The 20,861-nt window shown below is 38.1% G+C and carries 16 protein-coding genes; 6 read left to right on the top strand and 10 right to left on the bottom strand.

All coding sequences use genetic code 11. The annotated features are described in order from the left end of the window. Positions 1–40: 40 nt before the first annotated feature. The 8 genes from ACPF63_RS20330 to ACPF63_RS20365 all read right to left on the bottom strand — a co-directional run bounded on the left by ACPF63_RS20330 (position 41) and on the right by ACPF63_RS20365 (position 14,462). Positions 41–2,194 carry an endo-beta-N-acetylglucosaminidase H gene (locus ACPF63_RS20330; RefSeq protein ID WP_426481092.1) on the bottom strand — a complete coding sequence of 718 codons (2,154 nt, stop codon included), beginning with the start codon at positions 2,192–2,194 and terminating at the stop codon, positions 41–43. A gap of 110 nt (positions 2,195–2,304) precedes the next feature. Further along, entirely contained in the window at positions 2,305–3,732 is a 1,428-nt protein-coding gene (locus ACPF63_RS20335; protein WP_426481093.1) for a glycoside hydrolase family 125 protein, read from the bottom strand. Positions 3,733–3,763: 31 nt separating this feature from the next. Then, positions 3,764–5,995, bottom strand: a complete 2,232-nt coding sequence (locus ACPF63_RS20340) for a GH92 family glycosyl hydrolase (RefSeq protein WP_426481094.1) — start codon at positions 5,993–5,995, stop codon at positions 3,764–3,766. Positions 5,996–6,111: 116 nt separating this feature from the next. After that, positions 6,112–7,083, bottom strand: coding sequence for a glycoside hydrolase family 130 protein (locus ACPF63_RS20345; RefSeq protein ID WP_047376309.1), 972 nt, complete (start codon positions 7,081–7,083; stop codon positions 6,112–6,114). A 34-nt stretch (positions 7,084–7,117) separates the two neighbouring features. Then, positions 7,118–8,416: an MFS transporter gene (locus ACPF63_RS20350; protein ID WP_426481095.1), complete on the bottom strand. Its 1,299-nt coding sequence runs from the start codon at positions 8,414–8,416 to the stop codon at positions 7,118–7,120. Between the two features lie 175 nt (positions 8,417–8,591). Then, positions 8,592–10,217 carry a SusD/RagB family nutrient-binding outer membrane lipoprotein gene (locus tag ACPF63_RS20355; protein ID WP_426481096.1) on the bottom strand — a complete coding sequence of 542 codons (1,626 nt, stop codon included), beginning with the start codon at positions 10,215–10,217 and terminating at the stop codon, positions 8,592–8,594. A gap of 17 nt (positions 10,218–10,234) precedes the next feature. Beyond that, on the bottom strand, positions 10,235–13,195 hold the full coding sequence (locus tag ACPF63_RS20360) for a SusC/RagA family TonB-linked outer membrane protein (protein WP_426481097.1): 2,961 nt from the start codon (positions 13,193–13,195) through the stop codon (positions 10,235–10,237). Positions 13,196–13,583: 388 nt separating this feature from the next. Further along, positions 13,584–14,462 carry an AraC family transcriptional regulator gene (locus ACPF63_RS20365; RefSeq protein WP_426481098.1) on the bottom strand — a complete coding sequence of 293 codons (879 nt, stop codon included), beginning with the start codon at positions 14,460–14,462 and terminating at the stop codon, positions 13,584–13,586. 202 nt (positions 14,463–14,664) lie between these two features. On the opposite strand from ACPF63_RS20365, the gene ACPF63_RS20370 reads away from it, so the two are divergent. The 6 genes from ACPF63_RS20370 to fabF all read left to right on the top strand — a co-directional run bounded on the left by ACPF63_RS20370 (position 14,665) and on the right by fabF (position 19,780). Further along, positions 14,665–15,531: a helix-turn-helix domain-containing protein gene (locus tag ACPF63_RS20370; protein WP_426481099.1), complete on the top strand. Its 867-nt coding sequence runs from the start codon at positions 14,665–14,667 to the stop codon at positions 15,529–15,531. A gap of 87 nt (positions 15,532–15,618) precedes the next feature. Then, entirely contained in the window at positions 15,619–16,038 is a 420-nt protein-coding gene (locus ACPF63_RS20375) for an OsmC family protein (RefSeq protein WP_002982623.1), read from the top strand. Between the two features lie 175 nt (positions 16,039–16,213). Then, entirely contained in the window at positions 16,214–16,819 is a 606-nt protein-coding gene (locus ACPF63_RS20380) for a TetR/AcrR family transcriptional regulator (protein WP_426481100.1), read from the top strand. Positions 16,820–16,830: 11 nt separating this feature from the next. Continuing rightward, complete coding sequence (locus ACPF63_RS20385; RefSeq protein ID WP_426481101.1) at positions 16,831–18,099, top strand: acetyl-CoA C-acetyltransferase; 1,269 nt, start codon at positions 16,831–16,833, stop codon at positions 18,097–18,099. Between the two features lie 11 nt (positions 18,100–18,110). Beyond that, the gene (locus ACPF63_RS20390) at positions 18,111–18,536 is read left to right on the top strand and encodes a PaaI family thioesterase (protein ID WP_047380254.1); all 426 of its coding nucleotides are present in this window, start codon (positions 18,111–18,113) and stop codon (positions 18,534–18,536) included. A gap of 2 nt (positions 18,537–18,538) precedes the next feature. Next, the gene (gene fabF, locus ACPF63_RS20395; RefSeq protein ID WP_426481102.1) at positions 18,539–19,780 is read left to right on the top strand and encodes a beta-ketoacyl-ACP synthase II; all 1,242 of its coding nucleotides are present in this window, start codon (positions 18,539–18,541) and stop codon (positions 19,778–19,780) included. A gap of 150 nt (positions 19,781–19,930) precedes the next feature. Here the strand turns inward: fabF and ACPF63_RS20400 are convergent, their stop codons facing one another. Both ACPF63_RS20400 and ACPF63_RS20405 read right to left on the bottom strand, forming a co-directional pair. After that, positions 19,931–20,410, bottom strand: coding sequence for a hypothetical protein (locus ACPF63_RS20400; RefSeq protein WP_426481103.1), 480 nt, complete (start codon positions 20,408–20,410; stop codon positions 19,931–19,933). A 21-nt stretch (positions 20,411–20,431) separates the two neighbouring features. Beyond that, positions 20,432–20,851, bottom strand: a complete 420-nt coding sequence (locus ACPF63_RS20405) for a Dabb family protein (RefSeq protein WP_426481104.1) — start codon at positions 20,849–20,851, stop codon at positions 20,432–20,434. Positions 20,852–20,861 lie beyond the last annotated feature (10 nt).

Here is a 20,861-nt window from a genome sequence, read left to right on the forward strand (position 1 = left end):
GTAGAAAAATCATTGGGCCGAAGCCCAATGACTGTGGTTATTATTTTACAATTAGTTTTTCGGATTGTTTTAAGCTTCCATCATGAGACTCAAACTGAAGAATATAGTTTCCTGCCGAAAGTCTGGTCAATTCATACTGATTGTCTCCGGAGTTCAGTGATTTCGTATCTACGATTCTTCCATTAAAATCATAAACCGTTAATTTTCCTTTGCTGTATTCATCCGGAACAGACACTGTAAGTGATGAAGACTTGCTTACCGGATTAGGATATAATTTTATCTGATTTTTAATGTTTATCTGTCCTGCATTTACTGCCTTTTGGATCGAAGCATTTCTTGCTAATAATGAAGTTCCTGTTGTACATGGCAGATCTGTTCCCCAATTGGAAGCATCAACACCTGTCAATGTTAAAGTCACGCCATTTCCTGAAGTATCCTGAACAGTAGAACCACTGCCTTCGTTAAACTTCCAGTAGGCAGCCAATGATGTAGCCGGAACTGTTACATTACACATATTCTGACTGATTTCCGTTTGGCTTAATGCACGTTTCCATACTCTTACCTCATCAATTTTTCCATTGAAGTTTCTTGATGTATTATATAAATATCCTATATTGAATGCTCCTGTTGAATTCACATTTCCGGTTTGTGCTTTAGTTGCATCCAGAACACCGTTGATATACAATTTCATGTTGGCACCATCATAGGTAGCCGCCACATGATACCAGGTATTGGCATTCAAAGCTGTTGCAGAGGCCAGTTTTTGCTGTACATTATTAATACTTACAACAAACTGGAGTTTATTATTTGCCAGACTGGCATCTCCTAATCGTAAGAATGCAGAATTGCTGTCGCTTACTTCTGTTCCCATGATAGAAGAAATATATGGAGATGCTGATTTAAATGACGAAGGTTTGATCCAGCCTTCAAAAGATAATGCAGAACCGCTCAGGTTCATACTTCCGGCCGCTCCTGATTCCGTGCTTCCATCTAAAGATAATGCGTAAGAACCTGTAGGAGTCGTTCCTGAAGTGCTTGTAAATCTTGGAGCAAACATATAGGCACTTTTCACACTGCAATTCGTTCTGATTCTCCAGTCATATTCAGTATTGGCTGTTAATCCGGAAATGGTTACAGAAGTGGAGCCTGTTGCTGATACAGCATTCGTCCAAGTTGTTGAAGAAGCCGGTTTATAATCAATATCATAGGTATTGGTCCCTACGGCTGACCAATTCAGTTTTGCACTTGTTCCTGTAAGATTGCTTGTGTACAACCCAATAGGCGCATCACAATTTGCCCCTTGTGTCCATGACTGTAAAGTACCGCTTAAAACAGTTGGCTCTCCGTACAACGTCTGAGTTCCTGCTGAAAGTTGTGACGTTTCATTAGTTCCATGTAAATCATACCACATGAATACTCCGTATCCGCCATTTTTGGTTTGGGTGGCCAGACTGGTGGTTGTAGAATTGGAAGTATTCCCCATCCATACGGCTGCCGGAGAGATTTGTGCTTTGGTAAGAGGAGGTACATTTGGGACAGAGAATGTTCCGTACATGGCATTCCAACTGTAATTGACATTGTCTCCTACTCTGGCACCATTCCAGGAAAGTCTTGAAGCGGCAGGACCATAATAATAGAACGAAATAATTTTATTCGGTAATAAGGCTCTGAGCTCTTGAACAAGCATTACGAAAGAACTGTCATTAGGCTGCCCTGTCCCATTGTTTCCGTATTCTGAGTATTCATCATCAAAATCAATTCCATCAAGACCATAGGTATTCACTGTATTGGCAAGTTGTAATGCAAAGTCTTTTGCTGCTTCACGGGTAGGGAAATTACAGATTCCCGCTCCCTGGTGATTTCCCAAAATCGTCAGTACTACTTTCATTCCTTTTTGCTGAAGTGGCTTTATGTAGGTATCTGCATTGGTAAGAACCTTGGTAACGTTATTATTGGAATACAGATAAGCTCTTCCACGGCTGGTATCATAATTAATATTGGCCGCAAAAATATTTACCACATTAAACAGATAGCTGTTCGATGTCTGCAGTTTGTACGCTCCTGCATTCAGGAGGTTGTTGTTATTCACTTCTACATAGCATATTCCGGTAGGACTAAGCTGTTGTGCATTAATCAGAGAACCAGACTGAAGCATCATGGCAATCAGTGCGGTAAAGATGGATTTTTTTTTCATTGTATAATTTTTTTAAGGTGTTTTTGGTGTCTGAATTTTATATAGCATTCCCCTGACACCTTCTTTTTCAGGAAGGAATCTCAAATGAATACACCATATAAAAGGAAGGGCTATGTCAGTAGCTCCGGGTTTTCGTTAAAGGTTTTCCATAACAATTCACCGAATAGCGTATTTGCCCATGCAAACCATTCTCTGGTGAACTTTTTAGCATCGTCTTTATGGAAGGATTCATGCATAAAGCCTGTTCCTCCGTGCGTTTTCTGTAAGGTATCTATACACCATCTGATCTCACTTTTGTCATTGGTAGTGAGTGCCTTCATTATGATACTCATTGGCCAGATCATATCCAATCCGATATGTGGACCTCCTATTCCTTCTGCCAGCTTTCCTTTGAAGAAGAACGGGTTATTTTCTGACCACACAAATTTTCTTGTATTCAAATACACAGGATCATCAGCTTTCACCGCATCCAGATAAGGCAGTCCCAGCAAGCTTGGACAGTTCGCATCATCCATCAGATTGTAGCTTCCAAAGCCATTCACTTCAAAAGCATAGATTTTTCCAAATTCAGGATGATTGTAAATTCCGTATTTTTTGATGGCTGCATCTACTTCATCAGCAAGGCTGTTCAGTTGTTGAGCCAGTGTTTTTTCATTTTTAATCTGAGAAACCATTTCCGCAGCCTGGCGTAAGCTTACTACTGCAAATAGGTTAGATGGAATCAGGAATCCGTAGATGGTAGCATCATCACTTGGACGGAACATAGAACTGATCAATCCTACAGGTTTCGTTGGATAACCATATCCACCCATAGGAACTCCATCTGTTGCCCATGCTGTTGTACGCTCAAATTTGTAAGGTCCCAGATCATTTTTTCTCTGCTGTTCTGTAAAGGTCTGCAAAGTAAGTTTTATTCCTTTCAGCCAGTTGGCATCGAAAGGTTTTGTATCTCCTGTTGTTTTCCAGAAGTGGTAGGCCAGACGGATAGGATAACAAAGAGAATCAATTTCCCATTTTCTTTCATGGGTTCCCGGCTTCATATCGGTATGGTCATATTCTTTCCATTTACTGATCTTTTGGTCATCGTTGTAGAAAGCATTTGCATAAGGATCTTTCAGGATAAAAGTAGTCTGCTTATGAATCACTCCTGAGATCAGCTTGTGCAGCTTTTCATCTTTTTTGGAGAACTGCAGGTAGGGGAAAACCTGTGCAGAACTGTCACGAAGCCACATAGCATCAATATCCCCTGTGATTACGTACGTATCAGGCGTTCCGTTGGTTTCACTATAGAAAACAGTAGTATCTAATGTATTGGGAAAGCTGTTTTCAAAGAGCCAGCTGAGTTCTTTGTTTTTAACTTTCTTTTTAAAAGCAGCAATAGCATTTTCTACGGATTCGCTGGTAAAATGTCTTTTTTCTTTAGGAACGCGGACAACAGGAAAATCGTCCAATACTAAATTTTTTGCAAAAACATTCTGAGTAAACAGCAATCCGGCTCCTGCCAGTGCACTTGTTTTAATAAAATTTCTCCTTTCCATTGATACTTTGTTTCGTTTATTTTTATTAGTCTTATTTTACCGGTTTGCTGCCCATTACAAATCTAAGCTCACCACCGTTCATAATATCACTGTGATTCAATTCCCAGCTTTTGTATTCTTTTCCGTTCAGGAACATTTTCTGAACATAGATATTCTTGTCAGATATTTTGTCTGCAATCACGGTGAACGTTTTTCCGTTCTCCAATTGTAAAGAAGCTTTTGGGAACTGTGGTGCTCCGATAGCATAAACAGGTTTCCCCGGTGTCACAGGATAGAATCCTAATGATGAGAAGATATACCATGCTGACATTTGCCCGCAATCTTCGTTATTGACGATTCCGTCCGGTTTTGCCGCGTACATATTGTCACGGATAAATTTCACCATTTTCTGAGTCTTGTAAGGGCTTCCTGCATAATTGTACAGGTACGGAACATGATGTCCCGGCTCATCACCAAATCCTAGAGATCCGATAAATCCTGAGATATCAACATGCTGTTCTCCTTCCATATGAAGGGCTTCTGTAAAGGTTTTATCCAGTTTTTCTTCAAATCCTTTTTTCCCTCCATACAGGTTCATCATTTCATCAATCTGATGAGGAACAAAGAAATCGTAAGCCCAGATATTTCCGGAAACCCAGTGTGGCTGCAGTTTTTTCCAGTCGTTAAGAGTAAAATCTGCTAAGAATTTCCCGTCTTTTTGTCTTGGCCAGAAGTGATTGTTTTCTTTATTGAAAGTGTTCAGGAAGTTCATAGAACGTTTTTTATATACTTCTGATTCCTCTTTCTTCCCTAGTTTTTCTGCAAGCTGCTGAATACACCAGTCATCATATGAATATTCCAGTGTTGCAGAAACTGAAGCACCGTTTTCTGATGGGGTGTAGCCTAACTTGATATAATCATTAAGACCTCCGCCACCATCACTGCTGCTCATTTTATCTGTTAAAGAAGCATCTTTCATAGCAGCAAATGCTTTTTCCGCGTCAATACCCGGAACACCTTTGGAAATAGCATCCCAAATTACCGAAGCACTGTGATACCCTAACATACAGAAGTTATCATATCCGCAAAGTTCCCAGATTGGCATGTGGTCTTTACGATCTGTATATCTGCTGATCAGGGAATTGGCAAATTCTTTTGTGTGTTTCTGATCCATAATGGTCAACAGCGGGTGAGTTGCTCTGAATCCATCCCAGTAGGAATAGGTACTGTAATTCGTGAACCATTTTGTATTCATGTTTTCCTGAGCGGCCACATAATCTCCATTGGCATCCATATAAAGATTTGGTGCAATGAATGTGTGGTAAACGCCTGTGTAGAAAATTTTTCTCTGGCTGTCTGTACCTCCAGTCACCTGGAATCTGCCGATCAAATCTCTCCATGTCTTTTGAGCTGTTTCCTTCGCTTTTGCAAAGTCAATATTTTTTGCTTCAGTATCGAAATTTTCCTGTGCATTTTCTGTACTCACCGGAGACAGTGATACTTTTACTTCAATACTTTCCTGATCTTCTGTAGAGAATCTTACAAAGGCTTTAGCATCCTTGGCAAGGGCAATTTTTTCATCATTTTTGATTTTTCCGTCAGCATAAACGCCGTAAGACTTAAACGGTTTGGAAAACTCCATGACGAAGTATGCAAATCGTTTACCTCCCCAGCCATTGCTGTAACAGTACCCTTTGATTTTATTATTACCTTCTACACTCACCAAAGTGTGGTAGATATTTCCGAAGATTTTGTTAGTAGGATCAATAATGATATTGGACTCATCACTTTTCGGGAAAGTATATTTATGAAATCCGACTCTCGGGGAAGCAGTAAGTTCTGCTTTAATTCCATAGCTGTCCAGCATTACGGAATAATATCCCGGAGATGCCACTTCTTTATCATGCGTAAATTTTGAACGGTAACCTGTTTCAGGGTTTTCCTCAGATCCCGGAACCATTTTTACCTGTCCCACAGTAGGCATTACCAGAATATCTCCAAGATCTGCCCATCCTGTTCCGCTCAAATGGTTATGACTGAATCCCATAATCGTTTTACTGCTGTAGTGATATCCGGAACACCAGTCCCAGTCGCCACTTTTTGTATTCTGATCCGGACTCAGCTGTATCATCCCGAAAGGCGTAGTTGCCCCCGGAAACGTATGGCCATGTCCTCCTGTGCCTATGAAAGGGTCTACCCAGGATAAAACATCATTTTTATTTTGCTGGGCACTGGCTACAGAAAACAGGGCTATAAAAAAGCAGATAATCAGTTCTTTTTTCATGATAAGAGAGGTATCGGAGATTTTTTTGTTTAAAAATAGGAAAACCATTATAAAATTCCCAGAAAACGGGAAAATTAAGATGATTAACCTATTTTCCTAAACTTTATATTACTGTATTAAATTGAATTCTTTTTCATAAAATCAATGATTTCTGAGATATATCCAAAGGCAATCGCAACTACGGTATCAGCAGCACCATAATATACTGTTACTTTGTCACCTTCTGTAAGGGCTGCACAAGGGAAAACCACATTCGGTACATCTCCTGTCAGTTCATACAATTCAGCCGGAGCCAACAGATAAGGCTTCGTTCTGTACAATACTTTTGTAGGATCTTCAAGATCAAGCAAAGCTGCTCCCATAGAATACCTGAATCCTCTGCAGGTATTGATCACTCCATGATAGAAAAGCAGCCATCCTTCTTCTGTTTTGATAGGAACCGGCCCCCCTCCTATTTTTGTACACTGCCATGCACTGTCTTCAAAAGGAGTTACTTTCATCACGCAACGGTGCTCTCCCCAGTACTTCATATCAGGGCTGTAGCTGATATAAATATCACCGAAAGGCGTATGTCCGTTATCACTAGGACGGCTCAACATGGCATATTTACCATTGATTTTTTCAGGGAATAAAACGCCGTTTCTGTTGAAGGGAAGAAAGGCATTTTCACACTGAAAAAATTCTTTAAAATCAAAAGTATATCCAATTCCGATGGTAGGACCATTGTAACCGTTGCACCATGTAATCCAGTAGCGGTCTTCAATGAAGGTTACGCGGGGATCGTATTTGTAATCGGATTCGATCATATCTGTATTTCCTGCCTGCATTTCAATAGGGTCATGATTGATATCCCAATTGATTCCATCCTTACTGAAACCGGCAAAAATATTCATCTGTACTGCTTTGTTATCACAACGGAATACCCCTGCAAATCCATCCTCAAAAGGAATTACTGCGCTGTTGAATATACTGTTGGATGTTGGTATCGCGTATCTGTTAATGATCGGGTTTTCGGAAAACCTCCACATGATATCATTGCAACCTTCCGGGCGATCCTGCCAGGGGATCATTACTGATTGAGCTGTCATAAAGTATTTTTTACTTTTTATTTTTAAATTATTATTAATTGATTTGTTGTTCTTTCTGATTTTCCGGATAAGGGAAAGGAACGAATAAAGTGGCCAAGAATGCAGGAATCGTAGCAATCAGGACCCAGATAAAGAACATTTTGTATCCAATCCAGTCACTGATCATCCCACTGAACATTCCGGGAATCATTACGCCAAGATTCATAATTCCTGTTGCAAATGCGTAATGGGCCGTTTTGTGTTTTCCTGGAGCAATCTGCTGCATCATGTAGAGCATTAATCCTACAAAACCAAATCCATAGCCGAAATATTCTACCACCACAGCAATTCCCACAGGCAATAGATCTGAAGGCTGATAATGCGCTAATAAAGCATATACCACAAATGGAATATTAAATGCACAACATAACCAGATCAAAGATTTTTTCAGTCCGCGGGCTGAAATAAAATATCCCGCCAGAACAGAACCTAAAATGAATGCCCCGGAACCATAAGTTCCATAGACAAGTCCGATGTCTGAAGTGGATAACCCCAATCCTCCTGAAGTTCTTGGAGCTTTAAAAAATAATGGAGCAATTTTGATTGCAAATCCTTCTGCAAAACGATATAGAATGATAAAGAGTATACACCACAGAATCTTCTTTTTGGTAAAGAAAGAGGTAATCACTTCCAACAGTTCTTTACGAACATTTCCGGCTGTTTTCTCATCTTTCAGTTCTTCTTTATTTTCTTTTGGCAGAATGAAATAGTGGTAGATAGCCAATACAAAAAACAGTAATGCATAGATCACCATAATGATCATCCAGGCATTGGTAACGCCTTTTGTTTTTTCTAAAATACCTGCAAAATAAACGAGTGCTCCACTGCTGATAATCTTCGCCAGATTATAAAAAGCGCCCTGCCAACCTATATATTTTGCCTGCTCTTTATTGGTAAGAAAGCCAATATACGTTCCGTCTGCTACCACATCATGGGTAGCTCCACAAAATGCTATTACAGCAAAAAGTGCAATACTGTATTTGAAAAAATCATGCATCGGCAGACTTAACGCTACTAATGCAAACAGAATTCCTATGGCAAACTGAGTAGAAACAACAAAGAATTTTTTTGTTTTATAGATCTCCAGGAACGGGCTCCAAAGCGGCTTTAACGTCCAGGAAAACAGGATAAGGGCTGTCCAGAATGTGATCTGTGAATCCGAAACTCCCATATCTTTATACATGATTCCTGAAACCGCATTAATAGTTACAAAGGGTACACCCATTGCAAAGTACAATGTGGAAATCCAAAGAATTGGCTGTATCCGACGGGTTCCGGAGTTGTTTTTTCCCATATTTAAAAATAAGATTCTAAATAAAAGAGAACATCTCAAAGATTCATTCAGGCTAAAAAAAACGAAACTATAATTTTTTTGGAGATTCTACTCTATTCTCCCGCCTCAATGAATGTGTCAAATAAAAATCTGATGTTGAGATGTCTCTTTATTAATGAGTGATTCTGAATATTTTTTATTTCTTATCCCACCATAGCTTAGTACCTCCGGTATCAGGTCCGTTGAGCATCTGTGAAGCCTGCTGGTAATTATAGAGTGAAGTTTTGGTATCAATAGTAAAAGGAATTCTTCTAATCATGGCTTCTGTACTGATCGCTCCACCACTGTCATTTTTTCTTACTTTGAAGAGAATCGGATATCCAGTTCTTCTCTGCTCAGCCCACGCTTCCGGTCCGTTTGGATAAAGAGAAAGCCATTTTTGAGTAATGATTCTTTCTAATTTTCTTTCGTTGGTATCTCCGTTATTCCATGCAATCGTGATAGTACTTAACTGAGGATTTCCAACAGGTACGTTATTGTCTGCATTTTTCGGATCAAGATAAGGTGCTTCTGTAGAAGTTGTATCAGCAAGATAACTGGCAACATTGGCACTTTTTCCCCATTCTCCGAAAGACTGCTGAACTCCGGTAGTATAGTTGGTTTGAATATCTCCTGCTCCTGCATATCCTCTCAAAGCAGCTTCAGCTTTCAGGAACCATGTTTCTGCAGCAGTGAATAATTTCATTTTACCATCTGTACCGGAAAAATAATCTCCGTTGGCAGATTTTGCCTGTGGTTGTGAGAATCCTCCGTACGTTGATTTACCATTTAGTAAATCAATCCCCTGGCGTATTCCTATATATTTTCCTTGTAAACCAGCATCTGATGCCGGAATAGCATATGCCGGAAGTCTTGGATCGTTATATCCGTTCATATAAGCCATCAAAGGTGCACCTATTAAACAATCTCCCCATGAATAAATGATGAAGCTCAATTCTGATTGTCCTACACTGATCAAAGCATTGTCTGCGTTATCAGTAATCAACCCTGCAGATGAAGCCAAAGCCTCTTCTGCATATTGTTTTGATTTTGCAGGATCAGCATAGCTTATTCTCATTGCTAACCTCAGCTTTAATGAATTTGCCAGTTTTGCCCACTGAGCCATATTTCCTCCATACACTAAATCTGCATTTTTCAATGATGTTTTATCTTCTACGTTCTTTGTCGCCGGCATTGCCATTACTTTCTGCAAGTCTGTAATAGCAGTACTAAGGTCAGCGATAAAATAATTGTAGGCATCCTGTTGGGAATCAAAATCAGTAACTCCGTTAGGATTCGGTTTTTCATATTTACTGTAAACTACCGGACCGTGATTATCTGATACTCTAGCTGCTGTAATCACTTTAAGAATTTTCTTAACAGCAAATGTTCCTGTAAAATCAACTCCTTGATAATTGTTTTTGGCGGCATTATCAATAATGATAGAATAGTTAAAGATATCCTGTTGTCTGGCAATAATCCTGTTGTTCCACCCGTCCATCATAGAATAAGTAAGGTTATTTACCCCTCCGTTGAATGGTGTTGCTGTACTGAACATTCCGCTGTACATATCTGCACTTAAGTTAGGATACAGCTGATAATCTGCCTGAAGCCCTCTCTGGATAGATTTCATAGGATTAACAACGGCGATAAAATCTGCGTAAAAATTTTCAGGGCCTCCCAGCTTTTCCTGGTTATATTGATCAAAGTCATTGGTACATCCTGATGCGGAAAACAGCACTGCTGCTCCAAATACCAATGTTTTAATAGTATTAATTTTCATTTTCGTAATTGTAAAAGTTAGAAGTTAGCTTTTAATGATAATCCGATAGATCTGGTAACCGGCAGACCGAATGAGTCTACTCCCACTCCACCAGGCGTATTTCCTGATACCTGTTCCGGATCAAATGGTGCTTTTTTATAGAAGAAAAATAAATTGGTTCCTACTAAGCTTACCGTTGCATTTTTCAAATATTTTGAGTTGACATCAAACATATATGAAACAGATGCCTGACGTAGACGTATTGTTGTAGCACTATACAGATAAGCTTCATCAACTCCTTTTCCAAATCCTTCGGTTGTTCCTACTGCTTTATAATAATCTTTTGCATTCGTCAATCCAGTATAAGCTTGTCCTGCATTAGGTGTCCCAGGTGCATAGACTGCATTTGGAATAGATACACCTCCTGCGTCTCTTGCGTCAGCAGTCGACTGGCTTACCCCATATATATCATTCGCTTTTTCTGTAAGAGAAAGAACTTTACCTCCAAATTTACCATCAATAAGGAATGATATTCCCAATTTACCAATATTAAATGAGTTATTGAATCCCATAATAAATTTAGGGTTAGGATTTCCTAGATAAGAAGGAATACCCTCTGCTAAAGGAACGCCTTTTTCATTCACAAGAATACGTCCCTGATCATCTCTTTTAAACTTGATTCCATAAAGATCTCCAAAAGATCCTCCCAGTTTAAGTTTTGTATAATCACCTCCACCAGTCAATGGGAAAGTAAGCTCCTGAGAAACACTTATACTTGTAGGAAATAATTCAACAATCTTATTCTTATTAGCTGATGCATTCAATGTAGTTGTCCATCCAAATTTCTCTGAACCAAATATTTTATACGATAATGAAGATTCAAAACCTGTATTTCGGATTTTCCCTGCATTGATATAATATGATCCAGGTGCCAGTCCTCCTAAATAGGACGGAATTGTAGTTTCCAACAACTGGTTACTGGTATTGGAGTTATAATAAGTAATATCAAAATTTAATTTGTTATTCAACAATCTTAACTCTGTCCCAGCTTCAAAAGTTTTGTTAAGTTCTGGCTTTGGAAGCAATGCTTCAAAACCAGAACCTGTAGCAAAAGAACTTTTAGGATACACAATTGTTCCTGCGTCTACTCCATATACATACCCTTTGCTATATTCAACCATTGCATTAGTAATATTGGTAGGTAATCCCAAACCAACAGTTGCATAAGACCCTCTTACCTTCCAGAAATTAATCACTTCCGGAAGTTTAAAGATAGAAGATAGGATAGCGTTAGCACCTACAGATTCGTAGTCAAAGCCTGTTCTTCCTGTTAATGCCAAAGTAGAATCCCAGTCGTTTCTGAAGGTCATATCTACATAGAACATATTTTTATACCCAACGGAAGCACTCGCAAAAACGGACTGTACCTGTTTTTTCATGTTCGTATAGATATTATGATACCCATCTCCTGGCGATCTGTTTACATTCCACTGAAGGTTATTCAAAGTGAAAAGGTTAGGATTTGCCAGATAAGCATTATCAATTTGTCCTATTTTATTTCTTGTTGTATTGATACTTCCTCCTACTGTAAAATCTAAAGAGATTGACTCACTTATTTTAGGACTACCTATTAACAAAACATCGCCGTAAGTAGAAGAATTTTCATACGTATTTTTAAGCATTCTACCATTAGTACCATTAGCCAGTAAACTTGGTGCTGAAAAGGCTGCAATATCACGCTGGCTATCTGAAATATTCCAGCTATAGTTTCCTCTTACTCTCGCTGTTAACCAAGGATTGATCTGGTAAGACAATGATAGAGCTCCGTATGTATTTTTATTGCTAACTGTAACAGGGTTTCTGTTTAAGATCCAGTAAGGATTCTGCGTTACCGGATTTCCTTTGAAACTTCCGTCTGGATTTACTTCCCACCAGTTCTGAGCCGGCAAAAATCTTGTTTTATCTAAATAAGAATAATTATCAGCTCCATATTGATCAAAATCTACTCCTCTCGGTAACCAGTACAAACTCGTCAAAGGAGAAAAAGAAGCTCCGGGAGTCTGTCTGTTCTTACTTTCCTGTAATGAACCAATAAAGTTAGCGTCTAATGTCAGTTTATCATCCAAAAACTTACTTGAATTCCTGAAAGAAACATTGTACTGATCAAAATAAGACATCGGAACCACTCCTTTATTCGTTGTATTACCAATGGAGAAATAGCTTGTTGATCTCTCATTTCCTGACTGAAAAGAAAGGCTGTTTACCCATGTCGTTCCTGTCTGCAGAAAATCTTTAAGATAGTCCTTTGAGGATCCCTTTGCTCCCCAGCTGTCTACAGCCTGTCCTGGTTGTGATCCAGATACAGATGGATCATAAGATAAATAACTATGTTGCAGCTTTGGAAGGCTGTAAGCTCTGTCAACTGTAAGGCTGGAGCTGTAAGTAATTGAACTTTTCCCTGCACGTCCTTTTTTAGTCGTAATCAAAATAGCACCATTCCCTCCAGCTGAACCGTATAATGCAGAAGCCGAAGCTCCTTTCAGGAAGTTGATGCTTTCAATATCATCAGGGTTGATAGAACTCAGTACATCTCCCGGATCCGGCATATTGGAATACTGACCGATATCCGCTGATTTTCCTGTTCCATTGATAATAGGAATACCATCAATTACATATAATGGCTGTGCATTGTTGACAGACTTATTTCCTCTCATAATCACCCTTACCGAGCTTCCTACACCATTAGTTCTGTTGATCTGTACGTTGGATACTTTTCCATTGATTGAATTTAATAGATTGGGAGTTTTCACTTCTGTAAGCTCATCTCCACCAATCTGCTGACTGGAATACGTCAAAGAGCGGGCCTGCCTTTTTATCCCCAAAGAGGTGACTACGACCTCCTCAATACTGTTTGTCTTCGTAGTGTCGGCCGATTTTTTCTCCTGTGCATTCGCAGAAAGTGAAAAAACGAACAGAACAGGTATAACTGCTTTTCTCATAAGGTATAGATTCGTTAGATTTAATTGAGAATCAATTACATTGCTTTATTTTTCAATACAAAAAAAATTATTGTTTTCTTAGCAAAAAATTGCCGTTTATGTATTAAATTATTTAAAGTTTTGTTAAGATTTAATTCACATTCACAAATCTAAATTTTGTAACCAGTCTGATATAATACTATTTTATCATAAAACGATATTATTTTTTCAGCAATTTTATTTAAAAGCCATTAAACCTTTATATATCAACAAAATACACCTTATTAATTTCTATCAAAAAAAAGAGGATTTATCTTAGTTTTTTATCAAAATAAAACCGGATATAACTACCCGGTTTTGTGTTTTATTTTGAACTGATGATACAGAAAAAATGAATTTTAAATGAGTATTATTCGATTTTTTTCACCCCTTTGAATTGTTCTTTAAATTCAGTAGGAGTTGTCTTTTTTATGGACTTAAATACCTTATTGAAGTTGGCAATATTATTAAACCCTGCTTCAAAAGCGATTTCAAAAACAGTAAGATTCTTTTCCATCAGCCACCGTGCGGCATAGCTGATTCTTATTTCATTCAGATAATTAATGAAAGTCTTTCCGGTTCTTTTTTTAATAAACCTGTTGAACGTTACATTGCTCATATTCACCAATGAGGCTGCATTGTCCAGAGTTATTTTATTTTCAAAATTCTTATGTACAAAATCATGAACGACCTTCATTTTATCATTATCTGCAAAAGTTTCAAGCTCAATACTATATGATGACAAGAGCGTTTTGTTTTCTGCAACTGCCAGTTCATTCAGAATTTTCATAATTTCTATGAATGATTCAAAGCTGTTCATCTTTGACAGATTGAGAAACGAATCTTTTAGTTTCTCAGCCGTTTCCGTGGAAAAAAGAATTCCTTTGATGGAATCTTTCATCAGATTGTTGATGGGTTTCAGAATATTTTTCTCCATCAGTGACTGTTGAAAGAAATCCTGATTAAATTGTATTGTGATTTCGTGGGTTTTCCTGTTTTTGCATCTGTAATTGGCCCAGCAATGTGGTAAATTGGGTCCTACTAAAACCAGCTCAATGTTTCCTATTTCTCCGGTGTGATCTCCAATCATTCTCCGGTATCCTTTTCCTTTGTAGATAAAGTTGATTTCAATTTCCGGATGATAATGGTATGGAAAATCAAATGATGCTTTAATCCTGTCAAACACAAGAAAACTGTCCTCAGGAGATAGTGGAGTTATTTCTCTCAGAATATTTTCTAATTCGCTCATACAGGCAGTTGTGAAAAAAAGGGTTAATAATAAAGGTCGGGATACAAATCTTTGTAAAAATGATAAAATAATATCTAATGTAAAAACATATTTCCCATTTATTTTATTCCAATTCCATATGGCTTACATCAGAAATTTGGGTATCATTAATTTAATACAGCTCAAATCATGCTTTTTTGTATCTTTAAACTAAAGTTAAAGTATGCCGCAACAGCTTATTTTTGAAGATCACTATAAAAGACTCGGACTGGAAATATTTTCAGAAGAAAATCTGGAAAATTTTAACGGAAACCATTTCAGAACCGATATCAAAGTATTTTTTATTCCCTCAGGATACGAACTTACGGTAGATTTTAATCATTACAAAACAAAGAAACCTTCACTGTTTTTTTTGACGAACCAACATCTAAGCATACAAAAAGGAAAAGATGAATCTATTCTGCTTTTCTACAACCGTGATTTTTATTGCATTCAGATCCATGATAAGGAAGTAGCATGCGATGGACTTCTCTTTCATAATGTATTTGAGATTCCTTTCGTAGAGCTTGATCCTTCCGAAGCGACTCTTATAAAAGATCTGTTTCAGAATATTCAGGATGAACTTGAATGGAAAGATTCGTCTGCTGAGGAAATGATCAGAACCTATGTAAAACAGATTATCATCCGGGCTACCCGAAAATGGGAAAAACAGAATTTAGATAATGAAACACTCAGAATACCAGGCAGTGAACTTGGTATTTTCAGAGACTTCAGCAGACATCTGGAAATACATTTCAGAGAAAAACATAATGTAGCAGATTATGCAGACCTGCTTCACATTGCCCCAAAGACCTTAACCCATAAATTTAAAAATTTAAATCTGGATTCTCCCAATCAGTTCATCATCAACAGAATTTTATTAGAAGCAAAAAGGTTACTATTCTACACCGATAAACCTGTTAAAGAAATCGCCTACGATCTTGGATATGAAGATCCGGCCTATTTCAACCGCCTTTTTACCAATAAAACAGGCAATACTCCTTCCAATTTTAAAAAAAATTACTCGTCGGGAAAAAAGTACAATATTTAAGTCTTTTTATCTATTGAATACTCCCTATCACCGACATACCTTTGTAATATCAAAATCAAACAACATTAAATACAAAAACAAAACATTATGAGACGTAACGCAACAGCCGTTTGGAACGGTACCATCAAAGAAGGAAAAGGACACTTAACTACTCAAAGTACGACTTTAAACCAGACTCAATATTCTTTCAACAGCCGTTTTGCGGATGGTGTAGGAACGAACCCTGAAGAATTGCTGGCAGCAGCTCATGCTGGATGTTTCACCATGAAATTAGATGCAGAGCTTTCACAGGCAGGGTACAATCCTGAAGAGCTAAAAACAACTTCTGTAATTACTCTTGATCCAAATATTGGAAAGATTACAAAATCTGAACTGACTTTAACTGCTAAAGTTCCGGGAATCTCAGAAGAAGAATTCCAGAAATTTGCTAAGATTGCTGAAGAAGGTTGCCCTGTAAGTGCAGCATTCAACTTTGAAATTACATTGAATGCTACTTTGGAAAATTAAGAATCTTAATTTCAACATCAATAGGAACGGGCTTTAGCCCGTTTTTTATTTTAAAACAATTCTATTGGCTTTAGCCAAAACTTAAAGACACACAAGATCTGTATCCGTAAATTTTAAAATAAAATATACCGAGTGGTATATTTTTGTATATTTGTATAGTATTTAACCATTTATAATGTCGAAGGCCGAAAAAACAAAACAGCATATCATCGAGAAAACAGCAACTCTTTTTAATACAAAGGGTTACATTTCCACATCGCTGTCCGACATTACTCAGGCAACCGGATTAACGAAAGGAAGTATTTACGGAAATTTTGAAAATAAAGATGAAGTAGCCATTGAAGTCTATAAATACAATGCCGGATTGCTGGGCAAAACCCTCAGCCGCTCTTTTAGTGATGAATATCCTAAATCCCTGGATAAGCTTCATGCTTTTGTAGATTTTTACCGGAAAAACTGGAAGTTTGTTTTCTCAAACGGAGGCTGTCCCATCATGAATGCGGCAACAGAAGCTGATGACTCTTTCCCTGCTTTAAAAAACCAGGTTAAAAAATCTTTTGAACAGTGGATGGCCAAAATATCAGCCGCTATTCTGGAGGGACAGCAGAAGGGTGAAATTGATAAAAAAGTAAATGCTGAGCAATATGCGTCCTTATTTATCATGCTTATTGAAGGTGGGATTCTGCTCTCAAAAACAATGGGTGATCAAAGTTTTCTAAATCATGCTTTGGATAAAATCACCTACATGATTGATCATGAACTCAATATTCTTCCATCATAAATTATACAAATATGGAAACAAAAAAAGTGGCAATTGTAGGATACAACAGAATTCCTTTCGCCAGAATGAATACAGCTTATTCGGAACAGGGAAACCAGGATCTGCTGCTCGCTTCTCTGAACGGATTGATAGATCGTTATCACCTTAAAGGAAAAAGACTTGGAGAAGTTGCCGGCGGTGCAGTGATTAAGCATATTTCCGAAAGCAACCTCATCAGAGAAACCGTGATGAATACTACTCTTGATCCGGCAACTCCTGCATGTGATCTTCAACAGGCATGTGACACGGGCATTGAAGCAGCTATATATATAGGAAATAAAATTGCGCTAGGCCAGATAGAATGTGGTATTGCATGCGGAGTGGAAGCTATGAGCAACATCCCGTTTGAATCTTCTCCCAGATTAAGAAAAGCACTCTTAAAAGCCAATAAAGAAAAATCAGCATTTGGAAAAATAAAGCAGCTTTTAAGCCCGAAACTGAAAGACTGGATGCCTATTCCTTACAAAGGACAGGAGCCCAAAACAGGTCTGGTAATGGGAGAACATACAGAAATCACTGCTAAATACTACAAAATATCGAGAGAAGAACAGGACGAACTGGCTTTAAAAAGTCATCAGAATATGGCAAAAGCCTATGACGAAGGATTCTTTGATGATATGATTACGCCTGCCTTCGGATTAGATAAAGATAATAATATGCGCCGTGACAGCAGTATTGAAAAATTATCACAGCTAAAACCTGCTTTTGATAAGCAAAACGGAACTTTAACAGCGGGAAATTCAACGCCATTTACCGATGGTGCTTCGGCAGTTTTACTGGCCAGTGAAGAATGGGCAAAAGCCAACAACCTTCCTGTTTTAGCATATATTACTTTTTCAGAACTGGCAGGAATAGAATATGTTGAAAATAAACAGGATTTACTTCTGGCACCCGTTTTTGCTGCAGAAAGAATGCTGAAAAAAGCAGGTATGAACCTCTCAGATTTCGATTACTATGAAATCCATGAAGCATTTGCCGCACAGGTTTTAGCTACCATAAAAATCTGGGAAAATGAAGAGCTTGCCAAAAAATTCGGATTGGAAAAGGCACTTGGTAAGATTGACAGAAGTAAGCTGAATGTAAAGGGAGGAAGCCTTGCTGCAGCCCATCCTTTTGCAGCAACAGGCGGAAGAATTATTGCAACCCTGGCAAAATTACTTGATGAAAAAGGCAGTGGAAAAGGTTTTATATCCATTTGTGCCGCACGTGGACAGGGAGTAACCATGATTTTAGAGAAATAAAAGTTGAAAGTATGGATAGATTAGCACAATTACAGCAATTCATCGGAAAAGAATTTGATCAGTCACCATCTCCTTTTATGAAATGGCTCAACCCTATTGTTCTTTCTGTTGAAGAAGGCCAACTGGAATTTCAATATACAGTAAGACCGGAGTGGCTGAACCCTATAGGAAATCTTCACGGTGGAGTTACCGCAGCAATTGTAGATGATATCATTGGTGCCACCATGTTTTCTTTAAATGAAAATTCTTTCATTACCACTATAAATAATGTCATAGATTATTTTTCAACTGCAAAAGAAAATGATAATATTGTAGCTGAAACTAAAATCATTAAAAGAGGTAAGCAATTCGTAAACGCTCAATGCGAAATATGGAATGCAGACAAAACACGATTAATCGCAAGAGGAACCTCGAATTTATTCAAAATCAATAACTAAGTATGAAAAGAGTTGTCATTACAGGTCTTGGCGCGGTGACGCCTTTGGGAAATAATGTCGAAGAATTTTGGCAAAACAGTATCAACGGAGTGAGTGGAGCAAATACAATCACCCATTTTGACACAGAAAAATTTAAAGTACATTTCGCATGTGAGGTTAAAAATTTTGATCCAAAACTCCATTTAACACACAACGAAATCAAAAGAAGTGATTTATTTTCACAATATGCTATGTACTCCACAGCGGAGGCACTGAAAGATTCCGGACTTGAACTGGAAAACATGGATCCATTTGATGTAGGCGTTATCTGGGGAACCGGACAAGGCGGAATGTGGACTTTCGAAAGCGAGGTCATGAATTTTGCAGCCGGTGACGGAACACCAAGATTCAACCCTTTCTTTGTTCCGAAATTCATCGCCAATATGGCATCAGGAATGATTTCTATGAAATATGGCTTGCAGGGAATTAATTACACAACAGTTTCAGCATGTGCAACAGGAAATACGGCGTTGATGGATGCTTTCAACTATATCCGTCTTGGAAAAGCTAAGGTGATCGTTAGCGGTGGTTCTGAGGCTGCCATTTCTCCGGCGTCTATCGGTGGATTTTCCATTATGAAAGCCATGTCTACAAGAAATGATGATTTTGCGACAGCCAGTCGTCCTTACGATGCAGAGAGAGACGGTTTCGTAATGGGTGAAGGTTCGGGAACATTGATTCTTGAAGAGTATGAACACGCTAAAGCAAGGGGAGCAAAAATATATGCAGAACTGGTAGGTGCAGCCATGACAGCGGATGCTTATCATATGACAGCACCTCATCCGGATGGAGTGGGCGCAATTAAAGCTATGCAACTGGCACTTCATGAAGCTGGAATCAACACAGATGATATTGATTATATTAATCCTCATGCTACATCTACTCCACTTGGGGATCTTGTTGAGCTCAATGGAATTAATAAATTATTTAAAGGAAGTAAAAACCTGGATATCAGTGCCACAAAATCCATGACAGGCCACCTGTTGGGAGCTGCGGGAGCTGTAGAGGCCATTCTTTCCATTAAAGCTATTCAAAACGGAATTATTCCGCCAACGATCAATCTTCACAGCATTGATGAGAATATTCCGCAGGATATCAATATTGTCTTTGGAGAAGCAAAAGAAAAAGATATTACCTATGCTTTAAGTAATGCCTTTGGGTTTGGAGGTCATAATGCCACCGTAGTATTTAAGAAATTCAGTTAATTTGATTAAATAATAATAAAAATCCCTGTGTGAAAATCATGCAGGGATTTTTTTATTTTATAGCTAATTTTAATCTTAAAAAGCAGCCAAAACTGACTGCTTCAAAACATAACGAATTATATATTTTCCCAAAAAGAAAATGACTTGTAATTATTGGGCATCCGGGATAAAAAAATCATCGGCATTTTCAGCAATCGGAATATAAAGTCTTTCCCACTCCTTGCTTTTCACCATATCCCAGCTGTGACCGGTTCCTTTAAGGTCTTCAGCCAGAAGAACCACGCCAGGTTTAATTATAAAAGTGGAACCATCTGTTACTTTAAATCTTATATTTCCTTTGATGGTAATCACGTATTGTCTTCTGGGTGCCGGATGTGCATTTTTTTCCCACTCCTCCGTTTTATTACTCATCCAGAATGTAGTGGTATTCATGTGTTTCAGAGTAGGTATTTTTCCTTTCTCAAAAGCACATGATCCGTCAGGATGGTTGATTAGTCTTATGGCAGGAATAAACTCAGTGGAGGTTTCCGCAGTGACACTTACATTTTTATGGTTTTTGTGTTGTGCATTCATAAATCCTACAGTACTTACTACTAAAATAAGGCTTAAGCCTTTCATGATATTTTTCATTATAAATTTAATTTTTTATTTTTAATTATAAACAGTATCGTAAACCAGCATTCTTTCAAAAAAGGGTTTATATTTCTGAACCAAAGCCAGATGTTCGGGAAGCTTTCCATACGCTTCAAGCTCCTCCAGAGTATCAAATTCCATAGAAGCATTATAAGTAAATGTGCTGTCTAAAACACTTCTCGGGGTGGAAGCGGCAGGCTTTCCATAACGGATATTCTTCTGATAAGGAAGCTTTTTAAGACCTTCAAAAAAATTTTCAAATTCTTTTACTTCAGACTTCGAAAGATCTTTTCTAAGCCAGAACAACAAATAATGGGAGTACATTTTTTTCTTTTTTATAGGGTTAAACATGGGTAAAGCAGAGGCAAACATATTTCCTGAAACCAGCAGCAGGGCAGAAGCCTGGACTGAGCGGAATAAAAATTTTCTTCTTTCCATTGTCATTTAT

This window comes from Chryseobacterium sp. R2ACT005 (genome assembly GCF_049949215.1).
GTDB lineage: Bacteria > Bacteroidota > Bacteroidia > Flavobacteriales > Weeksellaceae > Chryseobacterium.